38 protein-coding genes and 1 pseudogene are annotated in these 24,292 nt (G+C 47.9%); 34 read left to right on the forward strand and 5 right to left on the reverse strand.

Annotated features, from left to right (window positions below; genetic code table 11):
- The first annotated feature begins 49 nt into the window (after positions 1-49).
- The 3 genes from rbsK to FFM79_RS03565 all read left to right on the forward strand — a co-directional run bounded on the left by rbsK (position 50) and on the right by FFM79_RS03565 (position 3,164).
- Complete coding sequence (gene rbsK / locus FFM79_RS03555; RefSeq protein ID WP_137642093.1) at positions 50-979, forward strand: ribokinase; 930 nt, start codon at positions 50-52, stop codon at positions 977-979.
- 210 nt (positions 980-1,189) lie between these two features.
- Entirely contained in the window at positions 1,190-2,167 is a 978-nt protein-coding gene (gene comGA, locus FFM79_RS03560) for a competence type IV pilus ATPase ComGA (RefSeq protein ID WP_137642094.1), read from the forward strand.
- A gap of 4 nt (positions 2,168-2,171) precedes the next feature.
- On the forward strand, positions 2,172-3,164 hold the full coding sequence (locus FFM79_RS03565; RefSeq protein WP_225424366.1) for a type II secretion system F family protein: 993 nt from the start codon (positions 2,172-2,174) through the stop codon (positions 3,162-3,164).
- A 107-nt stretch (positions 3,165-3,271) separates the two neighbouring features.
- On the opposite strand, the gene FFM79_RS03570 is transcribed toward FFM79_RS03565, so the two are convergent.
- The 5 genes from FFM79_RS03570 to FFM79_RS03585 all read right to left on the reverse strand — a co-directional run bounded on the left by FFM79_RS03570 (position 3,272) and on the right by FFM79_RS03585 (position 6,744).
- Positions 3,272-4,723, reverse strand: coding sequence for a recombinase family protein (locus FFM79_RS03570; protein WP_137642096.1), 1,452 nt, complete (start codon positions 4,721-4,723; stop codon positions 3,272-3,274).
- 197 nt (positions 4,724-4,920) lie between these two features.
- Positions 4,921-5,049 carry a hypothetical protein gene (locus FFM79_RS12795; protein WP_263854449.1) on the reverse strand — a complete coding sequence of 43 codons (129 nt, stop codon included), beginning with the start codon at positions 5,047-5,049 and terminating at the stop codon, positions 4,921-4,923.
- A 13-nt stretch (positions 5,050-5,062) separates the two neighbouring features.
- The gene (locus tag FFM79_RS03575) at positions 5,063-5,944 is read right to left on the reverse strand and encodes a hypothetical protein (protein WP_137642097.1); all 882 of its coding nucleotides are present in this window, start codon (positions 5,942-5,944) and stop codon (positions 5,063-5,065) included.
- Between the two features lie 17 nt (positions 5,945-5,961).
- Positions 5,962-6,369, reverse strand: coding sequence for an ImmA/IrrE family metallo-endopeptidase (locus FFM79_RS03580; RefSeq protein ID WP_225424367.1), 408 nt, complete (start codon positions 6,367-6,369; stop codon positions 5,962-5,964).
- A gap of 12 nt (positions 6,370-6,381) precedes the next feature.
- Positions 6,382-6,744 (reverse strand): helix-turn-helix domain-containing protein, encoded by a 363-nt coding sequence (locus FFM79_RS03585; RefSeq protein WP_137642099.1) that lies wholly within the window; start codon positions 6,742-6,744, stop codon positions 6,382-6,384.
- Between the two features lie 156 nt (positions 6,745-6,900).
- Between FFM79_RS03585 and FFM79_RS03590 the strand changes: the two genes are divergently transcribed.
- From FFM79_RS03590 to FFM79_RS03735, 31 genes and pseudogenes are all read left to right on the forward strand, one after another.
- Positions 6,901-7,101, forward strand: a complete 201-nt coding sequence (locus FFM79_RS03590; RefSeq protein ID WP_137642100.1) for a helix-turn-helix transcriptional regulator — start codon at positions 6,901-6,903, stop codon at positions 7,099-7,101.
- A gap of 125 nt (positions 7,102-7,226) precedes the next feature.
- The gene (locus tag FFM79_RS03595; RefSeq protein WP_137642101.1) at positions 7,227-7,742 is read left to right on the forward strand and encodes a helix-turn-helix domain-containing protein; all 516 of its coding nucleotides are present in this window, start codon (positions 7,227-7,229) and stop codon (positions 7,740-7,742) included.
- Between the two features lie 13 nt (positions 7,743-7,755).
- On the forward strand, positions 7,756-7,941 hold the full coding sequence (locus FFM79_RS03600) for a hypothetical protein (protein WP_137642102.1): 186 nt from the start codon (positions 7,756-7,758) through the stop codon (positions 7,939-7,941).
- A complete protein-coding gene (locus FFM79_RS12590) occupies positions 7,942-8,085 on the forward strand; it encodes a hypothetical protein (RefSeq protein ID WP_170177363.1) in 144 nt (47 codons plus the stop codon).
- A 141-nt stretch (positions 8,086-8,226) separates the two neighbouring features.
- On the forward strand, positions 8,227-8,682 hold the full coding sequence (locus FFM79_RS03605; protein WP_137642103.1) for a recombination system host exonuclease inhibitor: 456 nt from the start codon (positions 8,227-8,229) through the stop codon (positions 8,680-8,682).
- Between the two features lie 10 nt (positions 8,683-8,692).
- Positions 8,693-9,631 (forward strand): recombinase RecT, encoded by a 939-nt coding sequence (locus tag FFM79_RS03610; RefSeq protein WP_137642104.1) that lies wholly within the window; start codon positions 8,693-8,695, stop codon positions 9,629-9,631.
- A complete protein-coding gene (locus FFM79_RS03615; RefSeq protein ID WP_137642105.1) occupies positions 9,543-10,418 on the forward strand; it encodes a PD-(D/E)XK nuclease-like domain-containing protein in 876 nt (291 codons plus the stop codon). The genes FFM79_RS03610 and FFM79_RS03615 overlap by 89 nt, the downstream gene beginning before the upstream one ends.
- A 6-nt stretch (positions 10,419-10,424) precedes the next feature.
- On the forward strand, positions 10,425-11,165 hold the full coding sequence (locus FFM79_RS03620; RefSeq protein WP_137642106.1) for a conserved phage C-terminal domain-containing protein: 741 nt from the start codon (positions 10,425-10,427) through the stop codon (positions 11,163-11,165).
- Positions 11,162-11,959 (forward strand): ATP-binding protein, encoded by a 798-nt coding sequence (locus tag FFM79_RS03625; RefSeq protein ID WP_225424368.1) that lies wholly within the window; start codon positions 11,162-11,164, stop codon positions 11,957-11,959. Before FFM79_RS03620 ends, FFM79_RS03625 begins: the two co-directional genes overlap by 4 nt.
- 125 nt (positions 11,960-12,084) lie before the next feature.
- Positions 12,085-12,864: a phage antirepressor gene (locus FFM79_RS03630; RefSeq protein WP_137642107.1), complete on the forward strand. Its 780-nt coding sequence runs from the start codon at positions 12,085-12,087 to the stop codon at positions 12,862-12,864.
- Positions 12,865-13,190: 326 nt separating this feature from the next.
- Complete coding sequence (locus FFM79_RS12870; RefSeq protein WP_503826020.1) at positions 13,191-13,643, forward strand: VRR-NUC domain-containing protein; 453 nt, start codon at positions 13,191-13,193, stop codon at positions 13,641-13,643.
- Positions 13,621-13,812, forward strand: coding sequence for a hypothetical protein (locus FFM79_RS03640; RefSeq protein ID WP_137642108.1), 192 nt, complete (start codon positions 13,621-13,623; stop codon positions 13,810-13,812). Before FFM79_RS12870 ends, FFM79_RS03640 begins: the two co-directional genes overlap by 23 nt.
- Before the next feature lie 44 nt (positions 13,813-13,856).
- Complete coding sequence (locus tag FFM79_RS03645) at positions 13,857-14,147, forward strand: DUF1642 domain-containing protein (protein ID WP_137642109.1); 291 nt, start codon at positions 13,857-13,859, stop codon at positions 14,145-14,147.
- A gap of 29 nt (positions 14,148-14,176) precedes the next feature.
- A complete protein-coding gene (locus FFM79_RS03650; protein ID WP_137642110.1) occupies positions 14,177-14,689 on the forward strand; it encodes a hypothetical protein in 513 nt (170 codons plus the stop codon).
- Between the two features lie 49 nt (positions 14,690-14,738).
- The gene (locus FFM79_RS03655; RefSeq protein ID WP_137642111.1) at positions 14,739-14,933 is read left to right on the forward strand and encodes a hypothetical protein; all 195 of its coding nucleotides are present in this window, start codon (positions 14,739-14,741) and stop codon (positions 14,931-14,933) included.
- A complete protein-coding gene (locus FFM79_RS03660) occupies positions 14,920-15,222 on the forward strand; it encodes a DUF3850 domain-containing protein (RefSeq protein ID WP_137642112.1) in 303 nt (100 codons plus the stop codon). The genes FFM79_RS03655 and FFM79_RS03660 overlap by 14 nt, the downstream gene beginning before the upstream one ends.
- Positions 15,219-15,449 carry a hypothetical protein gene (locus tag FFM79_RS03665; protein WP_137642113.1) on the forward strand — a complete coding sequence of 77 codons (231 nt, stop codon included), beginning with the start codon at positions 15,219-15,221 and terminating at the stop codon, positions 15,447-15,449. Before FFM79_RS03660 ends, FFM79_RS03665 begins: the two co-directional genes overlap by 4 nt.
- 81 nt (positions 15,450-15,530) lie before the next feature.
- Entirely contained in the window at positions 15,531-15,998 is a 468-nt protein-coding gene (locus tag FFM79_RS03670; RefSeq protein WP_137642114.1) for an ArpU family phage packaging/lysis transcriptional regulator, read from the forward strand.
- Between the two features lie 761 nt (positions 15,999-16,759).
- On the forward strand, positions 16,760-16,951 hold the full coding sequence (locus FFM79_RS12840) for a crAss001_48 related protein (RefSeq protein ID WP_021356157.1): 192 nt from the start codon (positions 16,760-16,762) through the stop codon (positions 16,949-16,951).
- Positions 16,952-16,998: 47 nt separating this feature from the next.
- Positions 16,999-17,448 (forward strand): phBC6A51 family helix-turn-helix protein, encoded by a 450-nt coding sequence (locus FFM79_RS03680; protein WP_137642116.1) that lies wholly within the window; start codon positions 16,999-17,001, stop codon positions 17,446-17,448.
- Positions 17,435-18,727, forward strand: a complete 1,293-nt coding sequence (locus FFM79_RS03685; protein ID WP_137642117.1) for a PBSX family phage terminase large subunit — start codon at positions 17,435-17,437, stop codon at positions 18,725-18,727. Before FFM79_RS03680 ends, FFM79_RS03685 begins: the two co-directional genes overlap by 14 nt.
- Positions 18,728-18,737: 10 nt before the next feature.
- Positions 18,738-20,261, forward strand: coding sequence for a phage portal protein (locus FFM79_RS03690; protein WP_137642118.1), 1,524 nt, complete (start codon positions 18,738-18,740; stop codon positions 20,259-20,261).
- Positions 20,200-21,003, forward strand: coding sequence for a structural protein (locus tag FFM79_RS03695; RefSeq protein ID WP_225424369.1), 804 nt, complete (start codon positions 20,200-20,202; stop codon positions 21,001-21,003). The genes FFM79_RS03690 and FFM79_RS03695 overlap by 62 nt, the downstream gene beginning before the upstream one ends.
- 12 nt (positions 21,004-21,015) lie before the next feature.
- Positions 21,016-21,198 (forward strand): hypothetical protein, encoded by a 183-nt coding sequence (locus tag FFM79_RS03700; protein ID WP_137642119.1) that lies wholly within the window; start codon positions 21,016-21,018, stop codon positions 21,196-21,198.
- Between the two features lie 141 nt (positions 21,199-21,339).
- The gene (locus FFM79_RS03705; RefSeq protein ID WP_137642120.1) at positions 21,340-21,948 is read left to right on the forward strand and encodes a DUF4355 domain-containing protein; all 609 of its coding nucleotides are present in this window, start codon (positions 21,340-21,342) and stop codon (positions 21,946-21,948) included.
- A gap of 1 nt (position 21,949) precedes the next feature.
- Positions 21,950-22,780, forward strand: a complete 831-nt coding sequence (locus tag FFM79_RS03710) for a N4-gp56 family major capsid protein (RefSeq protein ID WP_137642121.1) — start codon at positions 21,950-21,952, stop codon at positions 22,778-22,780.
- 23 nt (positions 22,781-22,803) lie between these two features.
- Positions 22,804-22,917: pseudogene (locus tag FFM79_RS12690) on the forward strand (HeH/LEM domain-containing protein); the annotation flags it as partial.
- A 4-nt stretch (positions 22,918-22,921) separates the two neighbouring features.
- Positions 22,922-23,269 carry a phage head-tail connector protein gene (locus tag FFM79_RS03720; RefSeq protein WP_137642122.1) on the forward strand — a complete coding sequence of 116 codons (348 nt, stop codon included), beginning with the start codon at positions 22,922-22,924 and terminating at the stop codon, positions 23,267-23,269.
- Positions 23,269-23,562 carry a hypothetical protein gene (locus FFM79_RS03725; RefSeq protein WP_137642123.1) on the forward strand — a complete coding sequence of 98 codons (294 nt, stop codon included), beginning with the start codon at positions 23,269-23,271 and terminating at the stop codon, positions 23,560-23,562. The genes FFM79_RS03720 and FFM79_RS03725 overlap by 1 nt, the downstream gene beginning before the upstream one ends.
- A complete protein-coding gene (locus tag FFM79_RS03730; RefSeq protein WP_137642124.1) occupies positions 23,563-23,937 on the forward strand; it encodes an HK97-gp10 family putative phage morphogenesis protein in 375 nt (124 codons plus the stop codon).
- The gene (locus tag FFM79_RS03735; protein WP_137642125.1) at positions 23,934-24,287 is read left to right on the forward strand and encodes a hypothetical protein; all 354 of its coding nucleotides are present in this window, start codon (positions 23,934-23,936) and stop codon (positions 24,285-24,287) included. Before FFM79_RS03730 ends, FFM79_RS03735 begins: the two co-directional genes overlap by 4 nt.
- Positions 24,288-24,292: the final 5 nt, after the last annotated feature.

Consider the following 24,292-nt stretch of genomic DNA (forward strand, 5'->3'; position numbering starts at 1 on the left):
GGGATTTGCTAAAATTGAACCAGTGGAAAGACTGAAGGGACGAAAACTTATGAATAAAGTAACCGTATTAGGAAGTTTAAATGTTGATACGATTTTACGCTTTAAACGGTTTCCCAAACCGGGTGAGACGTTACCGCTAGCGGGGAAGAGTGTCGCTGGTGGCGGCAAGGGCGCCAATCAAGCGATTGCCGCTTCCCGGGCTGGTGCTGAAACGACGTTTATTGGGAAGGTCGGCCAGGATCGTGAAGGGAACTTCATGGTGCGCCAGCTAACGGACAGTGGCGTTGATGATCAATACGTTCAACATAGTAACGCGGCCAATACCGGTACTGCGTTTATTTTACTGGATCAGAGCAGTGAAAACCGGATTTTAATTGATGGGGGAACCAATCAACAGGTCACGCCCGCTGACGTGGACGCGGCGAAGCAAGTCATTGCGGCGAGTGATTTCTTAGTGGCACAGTTCGAAACACCGCTCGCTGCCACTATTCATGGGTTTGAACTTGCGCACGCAGCCAACTGCCGGACAATTTTGAACCCGGCGCCCGCTACAACGGCAGTTCCAGCTGAATTGTTAGCGGTGACCGACTTAATCGTCCCGAATGAAACGGAGACGGAAACGCTGACCGGGGTGCACGTCACCGATGAGGCCAGCATGGTTGAAGGTGCTCATAAGTTGCAGGCGCTCGGTGTTGCCAACGTTATCATTACCGTTGGGAGCAAGGGTGCGTTTTGGATGCGCGGTCAAGAACATGGTTTTGTCCCGGCGTACCGGGTGCGCGCGGTGGACACGACGGCGGCGGGAGATACGTTTATCGGCGCGTTAAGTTCAGTTTTAAAGCCGGACTTTAGTAATTTAGCTGAAGCGGTGCGGTTATCGAACCGGGCGTCGTCCTTGGCAGTTCAAAAGTTGGGGGCCCAACCGTCCATTCCAACCTATGCTGAAATTGCCGCGGCTGACCAAGTCACAACGGACTAAATTTTAAGGAAACTTGCCAAATTAAAACAAGCGGGTGCCAAAAGGCGGTTAGCTGGTGAGCGGAGCCGGCTGATTTTTGGGGCACGTTTCGGCGATTAACATGAGGCAACACCCAAGAGACTATGACTACTGTCACGGTCTCATTTTTTTTGCCTAAATTAACGGAAAACTGCCCTTTCAGCGCAAGTAATAGGTGAAAGGGGGATTTCAATGACGATTGAAGCACAGTTAAACACCATTTTAGAAGCGGCCATGGACGCACGCGCAAGCGACGTGTATTGGCTCCCGAGTTCGGAAGGCTATCAAATTTGTTGGCAGGCGGGTGGTCAATTACGCGCGGTTGAAACGCTAACGGCCGTCAATGCGCAACAGTTGATCAACCACATTAAGTACAACAGTAACATGGCAATTAGTGATCACCGCCGGCCCCAGCTAGGTGCAATGACCGTCACCATTGGGCCGCAAACGCTCAACTTGCGGATTTCGGCGGTTGGCGACTTTTTAGACCGGGAATCGCTGGTCATTCGGTTGCTCTACGAAGCTAAAGTGAGCGGCCTAAACTACGTGGTGCCGGCGCAACGCCAACAATTAGCGGCGTGCTTAAACCGGAGCGGCTTGATCCTATTTGCGGGGCCGATGGGCTCGGGGAAGACGTCGACGATGTACGACCTCGTTCGCCAATTGAGCGGTCAGCAACTGGTGATGACGATTGAAGATCCAGTTGAAATATATGAACCAGAATTTTTACAGTTGCAAGTTAATCCGCTCGCCGAGATGACTTACCCGGCGTTATTAAAGGTGGGACTGCGCCACCATCCGGACGTGTTTATGATTGGTGAAATTCGGGACGCGCAAACCGCCCAAATTGCGGTTCAGGCGGCACTGAGCGGGCACTTGGTGTTGAGTACGATTCACGCCCGCGGAGTTTACGGCATTGCAGCCCGGTTGGCGCAACTCGGGGTCCCAGTGGAGACGCTTCAGGAAGCGTTGACGGCTGCGAGTTACCAACGCTTAGTGCCGTTGACGGACGGGCGGATGGGGACGCTATTTGACGTATTGGAAATGCCGCAGCCACTTCATTCGAATGCGGCGCGGTTGATGACACCGCAATGGGGGCGATTGATCGATGAACAATTGGCAGCTGGGCGTTTTACGCCTGCCACGGCGACGAAGCTTAAGGAAGCCTAAACGATTGAAAGTTGAGGCCCAGGCAACGCTGTTTGAGACGTTAGCCGATTTATTGAAGAACGGGTTTTCGTTACGAGACGCGTTGCAATTTGTGATTGACGTTCGGGGGACGGCCTTTCAGTGTTTAAAGCCGGCTTGTCAGCAGTTGGCTGCCGGGGAAGGCTTGGCGGACGCCCTGCAACCGTACGTTGCCGTAGATTTATATTATCAACTATTGATTGCTGAAACCCACGGCCAACTCATGGCGACGTTAATTAAGGCTAGTCAACTGATGCGAACGCGCGTCAAGCAAGTGAAGCAGGTCCGGCGGTTACTACAATACCCGCTGATCTTAATTGTGATTTTAGGATTGATCATGGCCGTGATCAAGGTTGCCATTTTACCTAATTTTGGGCAGATGGAACCGACGCCAGCTGCACCCAGTCCAAATACCGCAGCCCTGCAGCTAGGACTGTTGGGGCTTGGTGGGTTAGCAGTGGTGGCCGGCGGGGCCCTAAGCTACTACCTTTATCGCTTACCAGTCCGCCGCCGCTTTTTATGGCTGGTTCGGCTACCAGTCATTGGCCGCTTAGCCCGGTTGTATTGTCACTACTATTTAACGTTTAACACGGGGATGCTCTTAAGCAGTGGCCTCGGACTACGGGGAATCTGTGAGGTGAGCCGCCAGTTTAAGCCGCAAGCGTTACTGCATCAGCAGGGTCAGTTCGTTGAGCAGCAGTTATTAGCGGGCGTTGCCTTGCGCGACATTGTCCAAAGTGATCCACTATTACCCGCGGAGCTGGCGGTTTTAATCCAAAAGGCGGACGCGCAGCCGGAACTAGGCCAAGCGCTGCTTTATCTGGCTGCCATTCAATACGAGCGCTTGATTAATGAACTAAATCGGATGATTGGCTGGATTCAGCCAACACTTTTCGTCATTATTGCCGGGAGCGTTATCGGCTTGTATTTAAACATGTTACTACCGATGTATCAAACAATGGGGGAGTTATTAAAATGACAACGTTAATGAAACGCGTTTTAAAGCCAACGACAACGACGATGCATAAAGGGTTTACGCTGATCGAAATGGTCATCTCTAAAACTCGCAAGAATTCCAGCAAAAAGCTACCATTTCAAATTCCATTCTATGAGCATACGATTATCGTTGAGCACTATCTTTTTTATCAAGGTGCGGACCAACTTAGTTTGTTCTTGATAGTCGGCGCTGGCGATGACGGCGGGTGCTTTATCGAGGGCTTTTTGCATCGCAGTCACGGGCGCGCTCACATCTCGATTAACCGAGCGGAGTTTTTGGGCTAATTTTTCTTTCTCGTCATTCAGCTTCTGGATTCGTGAGTTCAGAGCATCCATCGAGATACCGCCAATGCCGTACAAGTTCATAAACCGCTCAATTTGGCCGTCGATTTGTTTTTGGCGGTCTTTTAGCGGTTGCGGGTTAATCTTATGTGAGTTGCCTTCAAACAGCTTACGTACACGTTCTGGGTGCTTAGCAAGCTGACCGATGCGTGCCAACACCTTGTCCTCCAGTTCTATAGCCGAATAAGTCGATGATGTGCAAGGTTTGACTACATGCTGCGCGTCCGGAGTAGAGTGGCTAGGATGCCTTGACCGACAAGCATACCTTACGCGACTGCTAAGACGTGAATTGTCTTTGACCATACTTTTTCGAGTTTCAAAAACGTTTCCGCACTTTCCACAGCGTAAAAGGCCGCTAAGCATGTACTTAGATCTAAACGGCCGTGGGTTGTTAAATTTGGCAGCCGCTACCGTTTGACGCCGCTTTAGTTCTTTTTGCACCGTGTCAAAAAGTTCTTGCGAGATGATAGGCGTTTGTAGTCCATCATAATCAACCCCTTTATAGCTAACTTTGCCGGTGTAAGTTGAATTATCCAAAACGTATCTAACGGTTCTGTAACTCCACGCGGTCTCTTTGCCGATGTGGCCTTCCAAGTTAAGCTTTCTTGTCAGGCCGTTAAGGGACACACCCGCCTTGTAGTCTTCAAACATTTCTTTCACGACTTGACTCTGAAGCGGGTTGATTTTAAGCATACCGTCCACGTAATCGTAGCCAAAAATAGGACTGCCACCACCGTTGTAGTAGCCGGCCTTGGCGCGCCCAATCCGGCCCATTTGCATACGTTCGGTGATTTGCTCGCGTTCCAGTTGTGCAAAGACAGATAAGATACCTATCATCGCTTTACCAAATGGGGTGGAGGTGTCAAAATTCTCGTTTAAGCTGATGAAGGCCACGCTGTTAGCGTTGAAGACGTCTTCGATAAGATACAGGGTGTCTTTTTGTGACCGTGACAGCCGGTCGAGTTTATAAACCAGTACCGTGTCGATTTCGTGTGCCTTGATGTCGTGTATCAGCATCTCCACACCGGGGCGTTTTAGGTTAGATCCCGAGAACCCGCCGTCGGTGTAGACCTTATACACGTTCCACTCCTTGATTTCGCAAAATTTCTTTAGTTTGTCGGTTTGCTCACCGATTGAGTAGCCTTCATCGGCTTGCCACTCGGTGGACACCCGTACATAGATTCCAACTCGTTTCTCCATATTTTCCCTCCTGTGAACGTCTGTTCGGTTAAGCTGTAAAAGAAAACCCGTTGCCGGGTTTGCCGTGCTATTTCGGTTTGATTGCCTCGCCATAGGCGATTAATTTGTCCGAACCAACATAGCTTGAGGTGGTAGACAATTTAAAGTTTGCAATCGCTGTCGCTCCTAACTCGGTAGCAGCTTTTTGTATAGCTTCTTTAGCAGTGGCAAAGTCTTTTTTTGCTAGAGTCTGCGCCGATGCCCGTGACAAGGCCAAGCGATTCATAACCCGCCGGCGTGCGCTCTGTCGTGATAAACATTTCTTTCTTTTTTGAGAACATTCCCATTTTAGTTACCTCCTTAGTAAACCGTATGGTAGTAGTACTTAGGTTTAGTTTTGATAGTTTGGCCCGCGTAAAGTTCGGTGCCTTTGTCACCCAAACCGTCTTTATATACGTGAGTAATACCCGTACTGCTATCATCTAGCCGGTACAGCATGCCGTAGTCGGTCTTCCAGCCGTAAGCCATGCCGTCTGGAGTTTCAGTTGATGAGTAAGCCGAACCGACATACTTTTGCAAGGTCTGCACGTCTTTTTGACCAAAAGCCTTAGCGAATGATTTTAGCTGGTCGGCCTTATTGCTGGACGATTCTTTTTTAGCCTTGTTTTTGGCGTCGATTTGTTTCTGGATTGAATCTGGCGACCCGCTAAATAGTTTGCCGTCGTCGTTTAGTGCCAAGTAATCATCACCGTATGATAAGTTACCGGATATATCGCTATCAGGCTTGCCGATGATTTTAACGATTTCAGATTTAGTCATGCCAAGCTTGATCTTGCTAAAATCGTAGGTCTTTTTTTGGGATTCAGATTTTTTCTTCGATTCTTTGCTGCTGGCTTTTTTCTCGGTGTGTTTAACCTTCGACTGCTTAGTGTCTGCTGAATTCTTGGCTTTAGTTTTGCTTTTATAGGACGATGCAGTTCGCTTTTTGCTACTTGATTTTTTGCTGCTAGCCCGCTTGCTAGTGTTAGTTTTGGCGGTGTCGGCTTCGCTCGTGGTTTTTTCAGCAGGGAAGGCTGTCCCAAGAACCATAGTTAGTACGACCATCGCCAAAAGCGACAGCCACATACTGCGCAGATAGCGCTTCGTACCGGTGTGACGAAGTTTTCCCAGTAGCCAGCGAACGAAAAAGTAAGCGGCCGCCAGAAGGCTAGCCAAAATTAAAAGTGTTATAAAAGTACTCATTTAATCTCCTCCAAAATTTACCCCTTTAGCGGCACCCCGTATTGATATGCTAGTTCTTGATATGACCCCGGCACCCGGTTGTTGTCTTCTATAAAAAGTAGCCCCATTAATGCTACCGAAAATTTATCCGCTTCTGTTTCCAGTTTTGAGTGCCCATGCCGGTTAGTTGTGTAGTATCCAACCAAATCTTCTTGCAAGATGACGTGGCCCAATTCGTGGCCCATCGTAAAGTTGCGAATCGGTTTATGCTTGATTCGGCTATTTAGTAAGACGATTGGACTATGTCCGTCATAGATTGTTTTACCAAGCGGGTGTGGACCAAGCGTTGACCATTCAACCTGCACATTTAGCTTATCAGCGATTATAAACGGGTCGGCAGTCCCGTAGCGCTGAACAATCATTTTAACCACATTATCAATTTTCACCAAACCAACCCCTTATTTATGCTGATGGCGCTTCCAGAAAATGGTCGCTGTCGCCACGCGCAATTGTTGTTTTTCGTCTTCTGTTAAGTGCTCGCCATCATAAGTCATTGATCCTTCGTTGGCGTCTAAAAACTCATGTAAGTCATGCGTATCCTTAGCAGTAGCCCATTCAGGAGTTGCGTCGACGCCCAAAAGATAATCCACAGTCACTCCAAAATATTGAGCTAATTTCATTAAAGATTTCGTATCAGGTTCCCGAGTGCCGTTCTCATAGCCTGATATAGATGCTTTAGAGACGCTTAGAATTTTCCCGAGCTGTTCCTGATTAATTTTGCGTTTTTTTCGTAATTCACGTATTCGTGTTCCTAAAGACATAAATTCACACCTCGTTTATAGTTTTGATTGTAATGTTTACAGAATGTAAACACAATGAAAATAAAAAAAGTTCACAAAATGTAGATTTTAATGTTTACAAAAAGTAAATTCGTTGTTATAATGTTAACATAAAGTAAAGAAAGGAAGTGGAACAGCATGGCAACTGATTTGAAAAGAATTCGCGAATCAAAAGGAATAACCCAAGCTAAATTAGCTCGAAAAATCGGAATCACAAGAGGCTACTATTCAATGATTGAAAGCGGCAAACGTGGTGGTAAAAATGGTGTTAGCTATTCACTTGCAATTAAGATTGCTTCAGCGTTAGATTCGAAACCTGATGATATTTTTTTACATTAATAGTTTACTTTTTGTAGACTTTTAGCCGATTATCATCTAATAAGTAAACTTATTGTTAACTATATTGTATAGAACATCTCTTGCAAGAATCGATTTTATTCTTGCGACATTCAGGGGGATACGAAATGCGTAACAGATTTAGTGAAGAGTTGGCGCTGGTTCTTAAGCGCAAGGATGGGTACAGCCAAAGTGAGGTTGCTAAAAAAACCTTCTACTCAGAAAGTACCATATCAAGAATCGTGACTGGGTTAAAGAAAGCAGACCCGCAAACGCGTTGGACGTTAGCTAACGTGATTAACGATCTTCGATTGAGTTACACGGCAGCTAGTGAGAGTTATGGAACGATTTCGTTCCAACGTGACCGCAAGCGTAAGGACGATGTGTTCTCGGCGTTGGTTAAACAGCGAACCGAGCAAGGCGAACGAGAGAAGCTGGAACCGGAGTTTGAAACGGCCATCACGACCGAACCAAGGTTCCGGACGCCCGAACAGAACCAAGTGATTGAGCGGTACCCGCGCGAATATATCGAAGAGATAAGCGCCGAGATTACCGCACTGATAGAGCAAGCCGAGTATGCCGGCATACCGATGAACCATCTTCAACAGGTTATCGATGAGGTAAACGACAGTACCGGCGGTTAAAGGGGGTGTAAAGATGCGACGCACACTAGGACATATCACAGCAGTTGACCATCAGTTTTTAGATGGATCACAGCACAGCGATGTTGAATTTGAGAACCATATTGACGTGTTAAGTGAACAAGCGTTCACGCTACCGGGTTTTAAAGACGGGATTAAGCGTATCTACATGATACAGGCAAAGCAGAAGGAGGTAAGCTAGATGATTGTAATTCCAGATGCCATCGCATACCCGATCTTATCGGCCACCATAACTTGGCTAGTGACATTTGGTTGGATTAAGCGTCGTGAACTATTTGGCGATGATGAGGAGGTATCGCATGATAAAAAGAACCGGCGTTCGTAAATTTGGGTACAAAAAAAGCTGTTCAAGTATTGGCAGTACTTACACAGCTAAAACCGATATGAATTTTATTTTCGATTACTATTCTACTCCGAAGTTAGGAGTTAGACAACAAATTAAATATTTAATCAGGAGGATTACAAAATGGATTTAGTAAAACAACTTGATGCACTTAATCAGGCCGAGGATGCCTTGAAGATGGCAGGCCCCGATGAGCCAGAAGAAATTTGGTACACCTACTGGACACGCGGTTATGCGCCACAAGATGAAGTTGAAGATGAGGCAAACTTCTTAGAGCCCGAGAGTTCGTACGACAAAGCAGATTTGTTTGATGAGTATCTAAGCTACAACGATTCTAAACAGTGGTTAAAGGACATGCAGGCCGAATTCAACGACTACACTTGCGATTATGAATTGATGATTGACGGCACAGCAATTCTTTTCCAAGGCGCGCCCAACTACGAGCCGATGGACAAGGAAGATTCGCCAGCATGGGCTGAAATGGTGCAGACGTTCGGCAAGGCCTGCTTGTGGGACGAGCTACTCAAATTGGTAGACCAAGAAACGTTGATGGAACGCCTCGGGTACTACCGAGTTTAGGAGGGACGGCATGAGTAACGAATTAGTAGCGACAGTAAACCAAAATATCGTAGATATGAAGCAGAACGAGGGGCTTTCCCTTCCGCCGGATTACTCGGTGGGTAACGCACTCAACAGTGCCTACCTTACCTTAAGCGATTCAACAAAAGGAAAAAGCCTGCTTGACAAGTGTGACCAAGGTTCAGTTATCAAAGCCTTGATGAACATGGCGATTCAAGGGCTTAGCCCAGCCAAGAACCAATGCTACTTTATCCCGTATGGGAATCAACTGGTAATGCAGCGTAGCTACTTCGGATCAATCAGCGTAGTTAAGCGACTATCGAACGTAAAGGATATTGACGCCCAGATTATCCACAAGGACGATACCTTCAAAATCGGCGGTGAGAACGGCCGGCTGGTAGTAAAGGAGTTCGAACCAAGCTTTGAGAACCTCGACAAGCCAATCGTTGGCGCCTTTGCATGGGTTGAAAACAACGACGGTGACCGGACTTACACAGTGATGACCAAGAAAGACATTGATACCAGCTGGGGGCATTCGCGGAACAAGAAAGTGCAGAACGAATTTCCCGAAGAAATGGCCAAGCGAACTGTGATCAACCGTGCGGCGAAGTTCTATATTAACTCTAGCTCGGATAACGACCTCTTCGTGCAAGCCGTAAACGACACCACCAGCGCCGAATACGATAACGACAGTAGAAAGGACGTTACGCCCGCTAAACGCTCACTAACGGCAGATTTGGCGGAGAATAAGCCAACCCAGACGCAAGTGGAGCCTAAACCAGCGCCCGAGCCAGAAACAAAGCCGGAACCTAAAGCGGAACCAGCCAAGCCAACAGAGCCAGCAAAGGAGGCTAAAACTGATGATCAAGAACCTACCACAGCAACAGCAGACGACGACCAAGCCAACCAAGAAAGTATTTTCGACAACCTTAACAAACTTAACGCCTAATAATTATTACGACCGCTGGACAGATAAGAAGTATATGTCGCCGACCTGGTTTAAGAAGTTTCTAGCTTGCGAGGCGGAGGCGTTGGCTGAGCTTACCGGCAAGTGGCAGCCAGTACGGGACCCAACCGCCTTACTGGTTGGTAACTGGCTACACAGCTACTTTGAGAGCAAAGCAGCGCACGAGCAATTCAAGGCGGAACATCCCGAGGCACTTTCAAGCCGTGGCCCAACCAAGGGCCACCTCAAAGCCAGTTTTAAAGTAGCGGACGAGATGATCAAGGCGCTTAAATCGGACGAAAGTTTTAACCAACTTTATCAAGGCGACAAAGAAGTGATTGTGACCGGCAAGATTGGCGGCTACCTGTGGAAGGGCAAGATTGATTGCTTGAACCTTGAACGCGGCTACTTCGCCGACTTGAAGACGACAATCGACATCTACAAGGGTTACTGGAACCCAGACACTAGAGAGCGCGAGCCGTTCGTGTATGCGTATAACTATCAACTACAAATGGCGGTATATCAAGAATTGATTAAGCAGCGGTTCGGCGTGGAGTGCAAGCCGTATATCGTGGCTGTAAGCAAGCAGACGCCGCCCGACAAGCAAGTAATCGACTTACCCGAGTATCGGCTTAAGAACGCTATGAGCGAGGTGCTAGGCGGGCAGGAACGCATTCAGCAGGTAATCGCTGGCAATATCGAGCCAGAACGTTGCGAACACTGCGAGTATTGCCGAGCCACCAAGCGATTGGACAGCGTAGTTAGTGCCGACGATTTGTTAGGAGCGTGAGACAACATGGGAAACCTACTAATCAGCGAGCCACCTTTACAAGTATTGCCGTCTTTAGCAAATAAAATCGGCTTGAATGAAGCTATTGTTTTACAGCAATTTCATTATTGGCTGATCCGGTCAAATAACGAACGTGACGGCCATAAATGGATCTACAACAGCTATACAAGTTGGCACAAACAATTTCCGTTTTGGAGTATGAACACACTAAAGCGTGCAATTTTAAGTTTGGAGCAAGACGAATATTTGATTTCCGGAAATTACAACAAGGCTGGATTCGATAAAACGAAGTGGTACCGCATAAATTATGGCAAGTTGGGTATGGGTCAACCATTGACCCAAAGTGAGCCAACGAGTGACCCAAAATTGGACGATGGGTCGGCCCACAATGGGTCAACCAATACCAATAGATTACCAGAGAGTACTTCAGAGACTACTACAAACCATAGTGTGGCTGAAGCCACACAGTTCGATTGGCAGTCAGTAATTGATTACCTTAACGAAAAATCTGGGAAACATTTCAGGCATACGGATTCTAATCGGCGGTTGGTTGTGTCTCGGCACAAAGATGGAGACTTCACCATTGATGATTTTAAGCGGGTTATTGATAACCAGTGTTTTGAATGGTTGCACGATAAAAACATGATGAAGTACCTGCGCCCAGATACGCTGTTTAGGGCGTCGAAGTTTGAAGGGTACCTCAACAACACACCACAGCAGCCAAGACAAGGTGGGTGGTTTGATTGAGCGACGATATGAAGACGGTACAGGCGCTGTTCAATCCCGCCATGCTTTCTAAGGTGATTCACGCCAAGGGCATTGACGCCGACAAGCTGCCAACCAAGGAAGAATTGGATCAGCTGACACTAGAGAAAGCGGAGCGGACGGTGCAGGCCAAACACCGGCGCCACTACTACCACATGAGCGTGTGGAGCGGTGAGGTGCCACTGCGATTTCGGTTTGACGATTGGGACGTAACCAAGCAAAGGGACCAATCACGGGCACGAGAGCTTGGTAATCGGGCGTTTAAGATAGCTCGGGAGCTTGCCAAACAGCCTTTTAATGTCGTACTAAGCGGCGAGCGGGGCACCGGTAAGACTTCACTAGCATTAGCCATCATGGCCCAGCTTATGCGGCAGGGGCAGACGTGCATGTTTGTATCAACCGCCGAACTGCTCCGGCTGGTTAACGACAAGTACGAGGCGCCAGACGTACGTGAACGCTTGATGTACATTACCAAGGATATGAAAGCCGTTGATGTGCTGATACTGGACGACTTCGGTACCGAGGGTGGAAAACCAAACGAACAAGGATTCTACAAGCCAGTACACAAGGACTTGCAGACGTTGATGTATCAGGTAGCCAACGCGCGTTGCAACTTTGAAACCAACCAAGCGCGCCACGCTACCATCATCACGACCAACAACACGAAACGTGAATTAGAAACGATGTATGACAAAAAGACCGTCGACCGGTTGATGACCAAAAACCCAGCCCATCAGCTAAGTTTCGACGATATGGAGGGTGTTCGGAATGTGTAACCTATGTAACGGTACCAAAATCATTCATACAGAAATTATGGCGGGCGTCATGGCGGTGGCGCCATGCCCGAACTGCACCGGTTTTACGCACACACACTACGAGAACGAATTGGAGGCGTTTAAACATGAATGAAGTTAGTAGTTTTGATTTTAACGGCAGCTTAGTTAGAACGGTAATTATCAACAACGAACCCTATTTCGTTGGTAAAGATTCGGCATTAGCAATCGGATATACGAACACACGAAAAGCGATTCGAGATCATGTAAAAAGCAAATACAGGAGGGAGGAACGAATCGGTACCCCCTCTGGGGTTCAGACAATGACGGTTATTGCTGAACCCGGAGTATATCAGCTGGCTAGCCAGAGCAAGTTACCAACGGCTGAACCGTTCCAAGATTGGGTGTATGAGCAGGTTCTGCCAACGATTCGAAAGCACGGTGCCTACATGACCGATGCCAAAATTGAAGAAGTGCTCACGGATCCAGACACGATTATCAAATTGGCTACACAACTGAAAGACGAGCGAGCCGGGCGGCAACTCGCCGAGCAAAAGGTTAAGCAGTTACAACCCAAGGCTGACTATTATGACCGAATTTTGGCTAATACGGGACTGATTACGACTACTTCGATTGCTAAGAATTACGGTATGTCAGCAGTGCGATTTAATCAGTTGCTGCATGATGCGGGCGTTCAATTCAACCAGTCAGGTAGCTGGTATCTGTACAGCAAGTATCAACGTCACGGATATACGCATACGGTGCCGATTCCAATCGAGCATCGAGATGGGCGACCAGATGTCAAGATGCAGACCAAATGGACCCAGAGGGGCCACAAATTCATTTATGAGCTACTCAAGAAACTGGACGTTTTGCCGATGATTGAGCGCGAAGCAGTAACAGCCTAAGAAGGTGTGAATTTGATTGACCATACCCAGCTTTTGAAGGCGGTGAGAGAGGTAGAGAACCGGCACGGTGGTAGCGTGCTGACGGCTAGCGATGATGAGATGCAGGCTATCTGGGCGATTACTGGTGGGCATAAGCAGTGGGTTGAGGCTAGCCCGCGTGAGTTTAAAGAGATTAGATTGATGGCTGATAGGCGCGCACACGAAAAGGTGCTTGACATTCGCGCCACTGCCCAACGGTTAGGTCACTCGACATCGTGGGTGCGTAGGCGCGAGCGAGCCTATCGAGCAGGCGAACTGAGAACGACTAAGACAAGGAAGTTGATAACGTGAATAAAGTTAAGTACCCCAAGGGGGTTGCTCCAGCATACCGACACACTAAAGCCCGGAGAGCTGGCAAGCATACTAAGCGACGCGGGCCGGGTCCGGAACAGCTGATTCAGCGTGACATTATTGCGGCGCTCAAAATGGCTGGGCATCACGTCTGGCGCATGAACGTTGGGGCAGTTAAGAAAGAGGATGGAGGATATTTTAGGGCCGGCCCACAGGCTGGGTTCCCGGATGTATTCGGCTATCGTAAAAGCGACGGTAAGGCCTTCTTCATCGAAGTTAAAACGAAGCAAGGCAAGCGGCGAGAGGTACAAGATAATTTTGCCCGAGATGTTGCAGGCGATTCAGTGATATACGGGGTCGCGCGGTCGGCACAAGAGGCCCTAGATATCGTGACTAAGGGATTAAACAGAACGGAGGATGACCCACATGGCAGAACTAGTGCCAGATAAAGTTTACAAGTGTTTCGAGACGAGCGGCCGTTATATTAGCAATGCGGATTATAAGACCTATACCCGATTAGGCAATGCTATGCGGCGCCGAGACCAGTTAAATCGCGAAAACAGCAATGCTAATTATCGAGTACTAGCCGCAAAAGGTTGGTTTGAAGTTGATGACTAATTTTTAATACTAAGACTAAAACGAAATGAAACGAGGAAAATATCATGGATCCAAAATTTAAAGAAGTTGATTTTAATGACTTACCAGATGAAGTTAAGCGAACGTACGCCGAGTTGCCGGTGATTCCTAAGGAAGTGGCGGGATGGATTGCAAAGTGCAAAAACAATGGTGTTTCAATAGGTGACGCACTTTGCTCCGAACGACGTCCAGAGAAAGTGCGAGACTGGATGGCGCTTACGCCCGGAACTTATGAGTTTAATCAGCAAAGATATGCAAAATATCAGGGCTTAATGGCCCGTGCGTGGCTCGACGGGTACACAGTGGAGGATGAGTAGGCGGTTCAGCTGTTCGAGGAGGATTAAGTATGAGTTTAGTTATTGTTTCAAGCAAAGCAACACAGTTACCAAATCCAGAAGAAGAATGGAACTATCCAGATAAAGATGATTTCACTTATCGTGATAATCCGGAGAAATTCGCAGCTGATTGTGACGAGTTTCAAAAAATGACGGATCAGTACGAAGCAGAACAAGAGGATGCCGAGGCTGATACCTTTCAAATTGGCTATGGGGCTTTTAAAAGCTTTCGGGCGCAATTAGCTCTACCATTAGGATTTCACTACTATGTTAAAGATTCAAGCGATCCGTTTAGTTGGTGGTTGCAACGAGACCGTGATGATTCGATTGAGGCGGATGCAGTCGGAGAATTCTTGCTTCACTCGGATTGTGATGGTGAACTTGGATCGAGATGTATTCGAACGCTGTTTAGTGAAATGAATAAACTGACGCCTGATCAAACTAAAACTATTAATCGGTATGAGGAGTTTTACACGTTCACACGTAAAAGTGCGGAAAATGGATTACATTGGATTTTTTGTTAGTCGAATTTTCAGTTTTACATCTTTTATATAAAAAATGGAGGCATTAATTATGACATTTGCACAGGCACATAAATTGTTACAGGAACAAAGCGATAAAGGGGCAGACACTTGGTATGGTCCCAGTTTAGAAAAGCATAGTCGGGTTCGAGGACATTTGGAATGGGGAACAGTAGAACTAATCTTGTTTCAGCTTCAAAAGGAATACGCGCCCGAAGAAAGTCAGGTTAAAGATGGAATCTTCTAAAATACACGAATTAAAGATTGCGCCAAAGTACATGGATGCTCAATTAGCTGGTGTCAAAAACTTTGAAATCCGTAAGAATGACCGTCACTTTCGCGTCGGTGACCGATTGCTGTTGCGCGAGTGGACCGATGGTAAGTTAACTGGCCGTAGCCTGACGGTTTACGTGATCTACATCACTGACTACCAGCAACGAGATGGGTATGTGGTACTGGGAACTAAGCCACTAGGGCATACGAGTGATTCTTTATTAGAAGACGCAATGTCGCTGACACAGGAGGCAATTTTATGAAATACGAATACCAGTTTACTTTTTGGCGATTTGACTTGAGTAGGATTCGTGATTGTTTTTTAACCATAGACCTGAGTGAAGAAGCTGCGAATAAGTTATATAAAATGTATAAAATCGGCAATGATGGCTGGAATGATCAGTTTGCGCCAATTAAAGTTTCTGACAGTAGGGGGATAGCGGTAAATAGCAAGTTCAAATTATATTCAGTGCTTAAAATTCCAGAATAAAAAGCGCTGCCATCACTAGCACCGCCCCGATTGAACCTCAACAGTTTGATTATATCACAGTTAAAACAAGGGGTGGCAGTGATGGAGAGCATTTTTAAAGGTGTGGATGAAGACCGGACGGCTATTAAAGCAGAACGAGTTTTAAAAGGTTATCGTAAATGGCTTCTAAGAGCACGTAAGGTTAATTTTAACCTGCAAAGCCCAGCTATGGACGGTATGCCTAAAAGTACCAGTTATAGAAATCCTATTGAGGCGAAACACGTTAATAAATGGAATGCCGAATTCATGGCGAAGTTAGTAGTTAACGTGATTAAGGGTATCGTTATCGATGAAAAAACGGAGATATATTCAGAGTTGCTGATGCTGTTTTACATCAAGAACTACTCGAAGACTAAGTGCATGATAACGTTAAACATTTCGGATAAAACGTTCAATAAGTACCTTAAGCAGGCACAATTAACGTTCGCTGAAGTTTATCCGGATAAAGTCGAAAATTTATTAGTTAAGAAGTACGAACCAGAAGTTGTTGAGCATTATGACGAGGATTGAAAAAACTCCGAGTAAATTCCGGGTAAATTCCGACAAGTTTCCGAGTTGATTCCGGAAAATGCACGGAAAAGGGGATTATATTAGTAGTATCGATTGATAGGTAAGCCACCCCTGGCTTGTAAAGGCCTATCATTATGTGCTTGTGGCGGAATAGGTAGACGCATAGTCAGACGCGCGTAACGGGCTTCAGGTGACACTGATGTGACCACACGTCATGCAGGGTGCAAATCCTTGCCAAGCACTTTGACGGATAGACGCATGAGCCTAAATGAGTTGCAGAACGTCCATAAGAATGACCTCCTTTCGAAATAGTGATGAGTACGATAAGGTCTATCCGTTGAGTACATACAGCGCAATCAAACGGCCACCAGATAGCATGCAGGAACATGCGCGCTGTGGTATTGTATATAGATACTGAAAGGGGGCTTTGGCTCCCTCAGGTATTCTCAGTAATCCTTCAAACTGCTCTCGCTTATTGGCGGGAGTTTTTTGATACATATGAGGAGGAACTACAATGAATACGGAAGATATCGAGGCTATTGAGAATGATTGGAAAAAAGTTAATCTAGAACTATTCGGGGCACAATATCCATTCTGTTCAAGCAGTGAGGCAACTCATGGCAAAGATGATTAACACAAAATATGGCTACGTCACGCCACAAGAAGCAGAGATGGATGCCCGCTTAGATAAATGGATGAAGCGTCGTGCTAAACAGCATGGCGCTTTTAGTTTGGATAAAAATAAAAAGGTGGTAATTATTATGAACAAAGTATTGTTGAAAAAGTTAAACACTGAATACGATGAACTGACGGACAAGATTGCTAAAGCTTGGCCGGCTGCCAGTAACTTAGATATTCCTGATGAACAACGGCAACTCATTGGTATTCAAGCAAGAGCTATGGAAACCTATGCACAGGTACTGGCAATTCGGATTCGTTTACTCGAAAAATAATAGGATTATCAATCTAATTCCAATTAACGGAGGTGTGGTGGTATGTAATGAAATCCGACAAAATCCGACAATTGACGACTTTTTATTCGTTACCTAAAAAGCAGCAAAAGGCCATTATGTTGCTGTTTTCAGGCGAAATGAATCAAGGAGAAGTTGCCAACAATGTCGGCATATCAAGAACAACCATTTCAGCATGGAAACAGAAAGAAATATTTAGACAAGCACAGGATGAATATAATCGTTTTATGCTGCGTGACCTAACCAGTGAGGCCATTATGACAATGCGTGAGCTGTTAGATGCACGTAGCGAGATGGTACGCTTTAGTGCTGCCAAGGATATTCTAGACCGGTCAATGAATGATGCTCAGATTCGTAAAGCTGAGGCTGAAGCAGATATTGCCGAGGCTAACGCGCAAGTTATCAAAGAAAGCGACGGCGAGGGTGTTCAAGTGAATGTTACTTTCCCAAAGGGCGGTGATCTAAATGGCGACAGTTGACTTAAATCTAGGGCGGCTTGTGTCGCCTGCCTACTACCCGATGTTTAACTCACACAAGCGCTACTTGGCTTACAAGGGCTCCCGTGGGTCGGGCAAGTCGTATGCAACGGCAATCAAAGTGATTACTGACATGCTGGTGTACCCGTATGTTAACTGGCTGGTGGTGCGTCAGTATGCGACGACCCAGCGTGATTCAACCTTTTCGACCATTCGCAAGGTTGCTTATGACATGGGGGTTGGCGAGCTGTTCAAGTACACCACTAATCCCTTGGAAATCACGTACAAGCCGACCGGCCAAAAGGTTTACTTCCGTGGCATGGACGACGCACTGAAAATCACGTCAATTCAGCCAATCCATGGTGTTTTATGCCGTGCTTGGTACGAAGAAGCCTACGAGCTCAAATCTGAATCAGCGTTTGAAACCGTTGAGGAATCGTTGCGGGGCATCCTGCCAGACGAAGACGGTTATTATCAGACAATCATCACGTTTAACCCGTGGAGTGACACTCACTGGCTCAAGCGTGTTTTTTTTGACGACAAAAGTAAAAAGCGTAACTCTGTTGGGCTGACTACTACCTACAAGGACAACGACCACTTAAACCGCGATTACGTGGTTAGCTTGGAGGACATGCTCCGAACCAACCCTAATCGTGCACGAGTGGCCGTTAAAGGTGATTGGGGTATTGCAGAGGGGCTGGTGTTTGAGGGGCTTTTCGAACAGAAAGAATTCAGTTTGGATTTAATCGCTGGCCTGCCTAAGTCGGTTGGGCTGGACTTCGGGTTCAAGCATGATCCAACCGCAGGTGAGTTCATGGCGATTGACCAGAAGAACCGTGTTGTCTATATCTATGATGAGTTTTACAAGCAGCACTTACTCACCCAGCAGATTGCCGATGAGCTCGGTAACCACAAGGGCTATGGCTTGCCGGTATATGCCGACAGCGCCGAACAACGGTTGATTACAGAATTGTCGCGTGTCTGGGGCGTGCCAAGCCTACACCCAGCGGGCAAGGGCAAGGACAGCGTGATTCAAGGTGTGCAGTTCATGCAGTCATACCGCTATGTGGTGCACCCACGGGTTAAGGGCTTGCTTGAAGAGTTCAACACCTACGTTTACGACAAGGACAAAGAGGGCAATTGGCTAAACACGCCAAAAGACGCCGCTAACCATGCGATTGACGCGCTCCGTTACGCCATGGAACCATTTATGTTTATTCGTGGCGGGCGGTATATGAGTTATCAAGAGCGGGTGCAAGCCGTGAAGAATTTAGGATTATAGGAGGTGGAACATGCGAGTTAAAGATAACGAAAAAGCGAATTTAGTTTACCAAGACGATTTGGACAACCTGACGCCGGCCGCGGTGATGAAATACATCGTGCACCACTACGAGAACCAACGACCACGGCTTAAGCGCTTGGACCGTTACTATCAAGGGTTCAACCAAAGCATTCTGGAGCAAGACAGCCGAAGAATCGAGCAGGGCAAGGCCGATTATCGCGCCACGCATTCGTTTGGCAAGTATATCGCTGATTTCCAGACCAGTTACTCGGTTGGGAACCCAATCAGCGTCAAACTGCCAGCAGACGATGCCAAAGTGGATGAGTTCAACCGTGCAAACGATGTGGACGCCGAGAACTACGACCTATTCCTAGACATGACCCGCTATGGCCGCGCTTATGAGTATGTGTACCGTGGCAAGGATAACCTAGAACACCTTGTGCGGTTAGATCCGCTCGACACGTTCGTAATCTATTCAATGGAAGTTGACCCAGCACCGATTATGGCCGTGCGGTATCACAAAATCGAAGTCGTCAGCGACGATGACCAGTTATCGGTTAAGTATGTTCCGGAGACATGGACAAAAAGCCAGCATATCAAGTACCAACCGACCGATATTCGCGGCAACATGGTGCAGGCGGAAGTTGAGGCCATGCACGTTTTTCCAGTCGTCGAGTTCGACAATTCGAATTTCCGTTTGGGAGATTTCGAAAACGTTATTCCGCTAATTGATCTATACGACAGCGCCCAGTCAGACACGGCCAACTACATGACCGACCTAAACGATGCCATGTTGGTAGTTCAAGGTGATATTGACACACTGTTTGAGGGCTCATCAATCTTTAACGGCGTTGATACCGACGATGAAGATGCCATGAAGAAGCTAGCCAAGGACAAGCTGGAATTGCTCAAAGAGATGAAGGATGCCAACATGATGCTGCTTAAGTCAGGGTTCACAGTCAACGGCTCGCAGACCAGTACCGATGCGAAGTACATCCACAAGGAGTACGACGTGGTGGGCGCCGAGGCATATAAGAAACGTTTAGCAAGCGACATCCACAAGTTCAGCCACACGCCGGACTTAACGGACGAGAACTTCGCCAGCAACGCGTCTGGGGTCGCTATGCAGTATAAGGTACTTGGGACGGTTGAGTTAGCCAGCACCAAGCGGCGCATGTTTGAGAAAGGTTTGTATGCACGTTACCAAATCGTGGCCGACCTTGAACGTTTGGCGTCTAGTGGTTGGAAGACTAACCCGCAGGGCATGCGATTTACGTTCCGCGACAACCTGCCAACGGACGACATTAGCCAAATTACGGCGATTGGTCAGGCAGGGGCAACTTTACCACAAGAATACTTATACCAGTTCCTGCCGAACGTCACCGACCCTAAGCAAATCACCGAGTTACTTAATGAACAACGTGAAGAGTTGGGCGGGGCCGGCGATTACAGCATGATTGGCGGTGAAGACGATGGCGAAGACGAACCAGCAACGAGCCAAGGAGCAAGCGGACCAGATAGACCGGCAAACTAAGCATGACGGCCGGATTAGTAAGGAAGTAGCAGCGACACTAGCCCTGTTTCTTTCGTTCTGGTACGCGTTCGTCGAGGGCAACGGCGATTACGACCATGCCAGCGATTCGCAACTGGCGAACCAACAACTGAAACAGCAAGTGGATCAGGACGCACGGCAAGCGGGGGTTAAAACCAAGCCGGCCAGCACCAACGACGACTTGCTCCAGTATGCCGGTTACGTGTATGCGTCTATTCTCGCGTTTAAGCTCGTTGACCATGTGGGCGGTAAGTTATCCGAGATTGTCGTCAGAACGGCTAAAAACGTGCAAAATATGTACGGTGGTGGGTCTGGCGGTGGCAATTATGGTGATATCGTTGACAAGCTCATGGACGGAGCCAAGTGGTCCGACCGAATTTGGGCGAATCAGGACCAGCTGCGGGCTGATTTGACAGCGGAGATGAAACGGGCACTGCTAACGCATGACAACCCCGTGACGCAAACTAGCAAACTGCGTAAGAAGTTCAAAGTGGCCGATTACCAGTCACGGCGAATCCTGCGGACAGAGAGTTCACGGGTTATGAATGCAGTCACTCTGCAGAAAATCAGTGATGAGGGTTACAAGCACGTTGTCTGGGTGGCCAACAGTGGCGCCTGTCGTGCCTGTGCCAGTCACGAGGGCGAAATTCGCACGCTTAAGCAGGCAGACGGGGTGATTCCGTTTCATCCTAACTGCTTATGTACTTGGGCAGCGGTTGATTAGGAGGATTAGATCATGAGTAATTTAATTGTGTTTCTGAAAAACGACAAGACGCTACTATTTGAGAACGCTACAAAGTTAAATGTCGGCCCGTCTATGATTGAGTTCACGTATGACGGCAAGTCGACCGGCAAGACCCGCAAGGCTACTTTTTGCACGGCAAGTATCGCCGGCTTTGCGGCTGAATCTAACGAATAATTGTTTGACCCAAGCAAGTCACTAAACTACTTACTTTAAAATAGCGTGATGGAAAAAGACGTGTGACCGTGGCTGTGCTAAGGCGTGGCTGGGGTCGGGTACATGTCTTTTTGTGTTGGGCAAAATCAGGAGGAAATACCAATGGCAGAAGTAACAGAAAACAACCAAACAACTACCGACAATGGCGAACAAACCGAAAGCCAAGCAACTGAAACGACGTTCACACAATCACAGCTCGATTCAGAGGCTGACAAACGGGCGGCTAAGGCTGTTGAAACCGCTAAGGCTAAGTGGGAGGCTGATACCAAACAAAAGCTAGAAGACGCCAAAAACGAGGGCGCCAAGCTGGCTAAGATGTCGGCAACCGAAAAAGCCAAGGCGGAAGAAGACGCACGGATTAAGGCACTGGATGACCGTGAGGCAGAACTGAACGCACGAGAACTAAGCTCCAGTACCACGGCATTGTTGATTGATAACGACTTGCCAAAGGGCTTGACCGAACCGCTCGTGAAGTTAGGCGACGCCAAGGCAATTAGTGCAGTGGTTGCGTCGCTTAAGTCAGTTATCGGTGATGAAGTAAACCGGCGGGTTAACGAATCGCTACAAAGCACGCCACCGACTAATGGGGCTTCTGCCTTGGGCTCCGGCAAAGTAACACAAGAACAATTTGATCGCATGACCCTAGCAGAGAAAGCAGGACTGCGGGCAAAGGATCCGGACGAATTTAATCATCTAACAGGAGGAATTTAAAATGGCAGACGAAATGACAAAACTTGCGGACTTGGTAGACCCAGAAGTCCTCGCGCCTATCATCTCTTACGAACTTAAGAAAGCCTTGCGCTTTGCACCACTGGCACAAGTGGACACCACTTTACAAGGCCAACCGGGTAGCACTTTGAAGTTCCCAGCGTACACCTACATTGGTGACGCGGCCGACATTGCGGAAGGTGCAGCCATTCCGCTGGACAAGCTGGGTACTAGCATGAAAGACGCCACTATTAAGAAAGCCGCTAAGGGTACCGAAATCACTGACGAAGCAGTGCTTAGTGGCTATGGTGACCCAATCGGCGAATCGACCAAGCAACTGGGGTTATCCCTTGCGAACAAGGTTGATGACGACGCCTTAACCGCGCTTAAAACTGGTACGCAAACCGCAACCGTGACTGCTGACGTGGCCGGCATTCAAGCCGGCTTAGATGTCTTCAACGATGAAGACGACGGCACGGTGGTTGTTCTGGTCAGTCCAAAGGTAGCGGCACAAATCCGCATGGACGCAATCGAAAAGAAGATTGGTTCTGAAGTCGGCGCCAACCAACTTGTGAGTGGCACTTACCTTGATGTGTTAGGTGCGCAGATTGTGCGCTCCAAGAAATTAGCTGACACGGACATGATCTTCGTTAAGGTAAACGAAACCAGCCCAGCGCTCAAGCTCGTGATGAAACGTGCGGTACAGGTTGAATCAGACCGCGACATCATCCACAAGACAACGCGCATGACGGCGGACGAACACTACACGGCTTACCTATACGACGACACCAAGGTTGTTGTGGGTACCGTGGGAGCTGCTGGCACGGGGGAATAGCGGCGGCTTCCGCTACTGAGCCGCAGAAACCAACCAGTAGTAGTACGGTGGCTGAAATCAAGTCGTATCTAGATGCGCAAGGTATCAGCTACCCGTCAAGCGCACTGAAAGCTGATTTGCTTGAGTTAGTGGGGTGATTTAATGGCGGAAAATGCAGTGCTGGCTAGCCTTAAGCTCCGCATTGGCGTAACCGATGATAAGCAGGACGCTTTACTGGTTGACCTCATCGAGGACGCCCAGCAACGGGTACTTGCATATATCAACCAAGACGGCAACGCTCAAACCGAAAGCCCGCCCGCTGTTGGGTGGGTGATCAAGGACATTGTGGTGAAGATGTACAACCGAATTGGCGATGAGGGCAAAGAGAGCGGGTCCGAGGGCAACGTTTCGAGCACTTGGGAAAGTATCGACTTGTCAAACTATGCCAACGCCCTTGACCCTTACCGCAAGTCAAGCTCACGGCGCCGCCCGGGGACGGTGTTTATCTAATGAGATATAACGAACGCATTGAGCTAGTTTACGTTGAGCAGTCACAAGACGAGTTGCACGGGGGCACCAAGGAAACAAAGGTCATTATACCTTGCTTAATGGTGCCGATTACCGACGTGCAGAAGTTGTCAGTTTACGGTTTAGTAGGAAAGCCGTCCTTTGAGGTTCACCTTAAGGGACAGGTTGCCAAGCCCGACAAGGTTCGACCAGTCGACAGTGAGGTAGCCTACACCGTGGGGCAAACTGTCAGCAACCGCAAGTCAACCGTGCTAATCGTGTCAGGAGGTGGCTAAATGAGTGGTACAAGCATTCGCTGGGACGGGCTCGGTGACTTATACAGCGAATTGGGTGTTGCAAGTAGGGAAGCGCAGAAGTACACCGAGGACGCTATGAAGTCGACGCTAGCCAAGGCGCAACAGAAGTCTAAAGGGCTGGCACGGGTGGACACGGGGTTCATGCAGAACAACATCAACACTAAGGTTCTTGAGTCTAACCAAGACCGAGTTGTCGGCGAGATTCGTTCAGAGGCTGAATACAGCTCCTATAACGAATTTGGCACCTACAAGATGTCCGCCAAGCCGTTTATCCGTCCGAGCGTAGCGGCGTCCACCCCTTGGTTCTACAATTCAGTCAAGCAGGCCTTGAAGAAAGCGGGGAAGTTTAGTTGACGCTAGCAGAATGGTACGAGCAAGTTTATGCACAACTGCCAGCGGACGGAATCCGTGTTGTTTTCAAGCAACCACAGGCCGACAGCCAATTACCCTTGGTGCATGTCAGCGTCCACACCGATTTAGATGTATCGAGCAAGACTGACACGCTAAACCAAGTGGAACAACAGATTGACGTTTATGCCGAGGGCGACACCCCGCCGTTCGATTTCGAGCAGTACGTGCAAAAGGTCAAGTGGTCACTAGGCAAGGTGCTTAAGTGGGACAGCTTGACTACGCAAACAATGATTGATGACAGCATGGGTCGTGAGATTAAACGGGCCATGCTTTTAATTACGATTACGATTTAGGAGGC

This window comes from Lactiplantibacillus modestisalitolerans, assembly GCF_005405425.1.
GTDB classification, from domain to species: domain Bacteria; phylum Bacillota; class Bacilli; order Lactobacillales; family Lactobacillaceae; genus Lactiplantibacillus; species Lactiplantibacillus modestisalitolerans.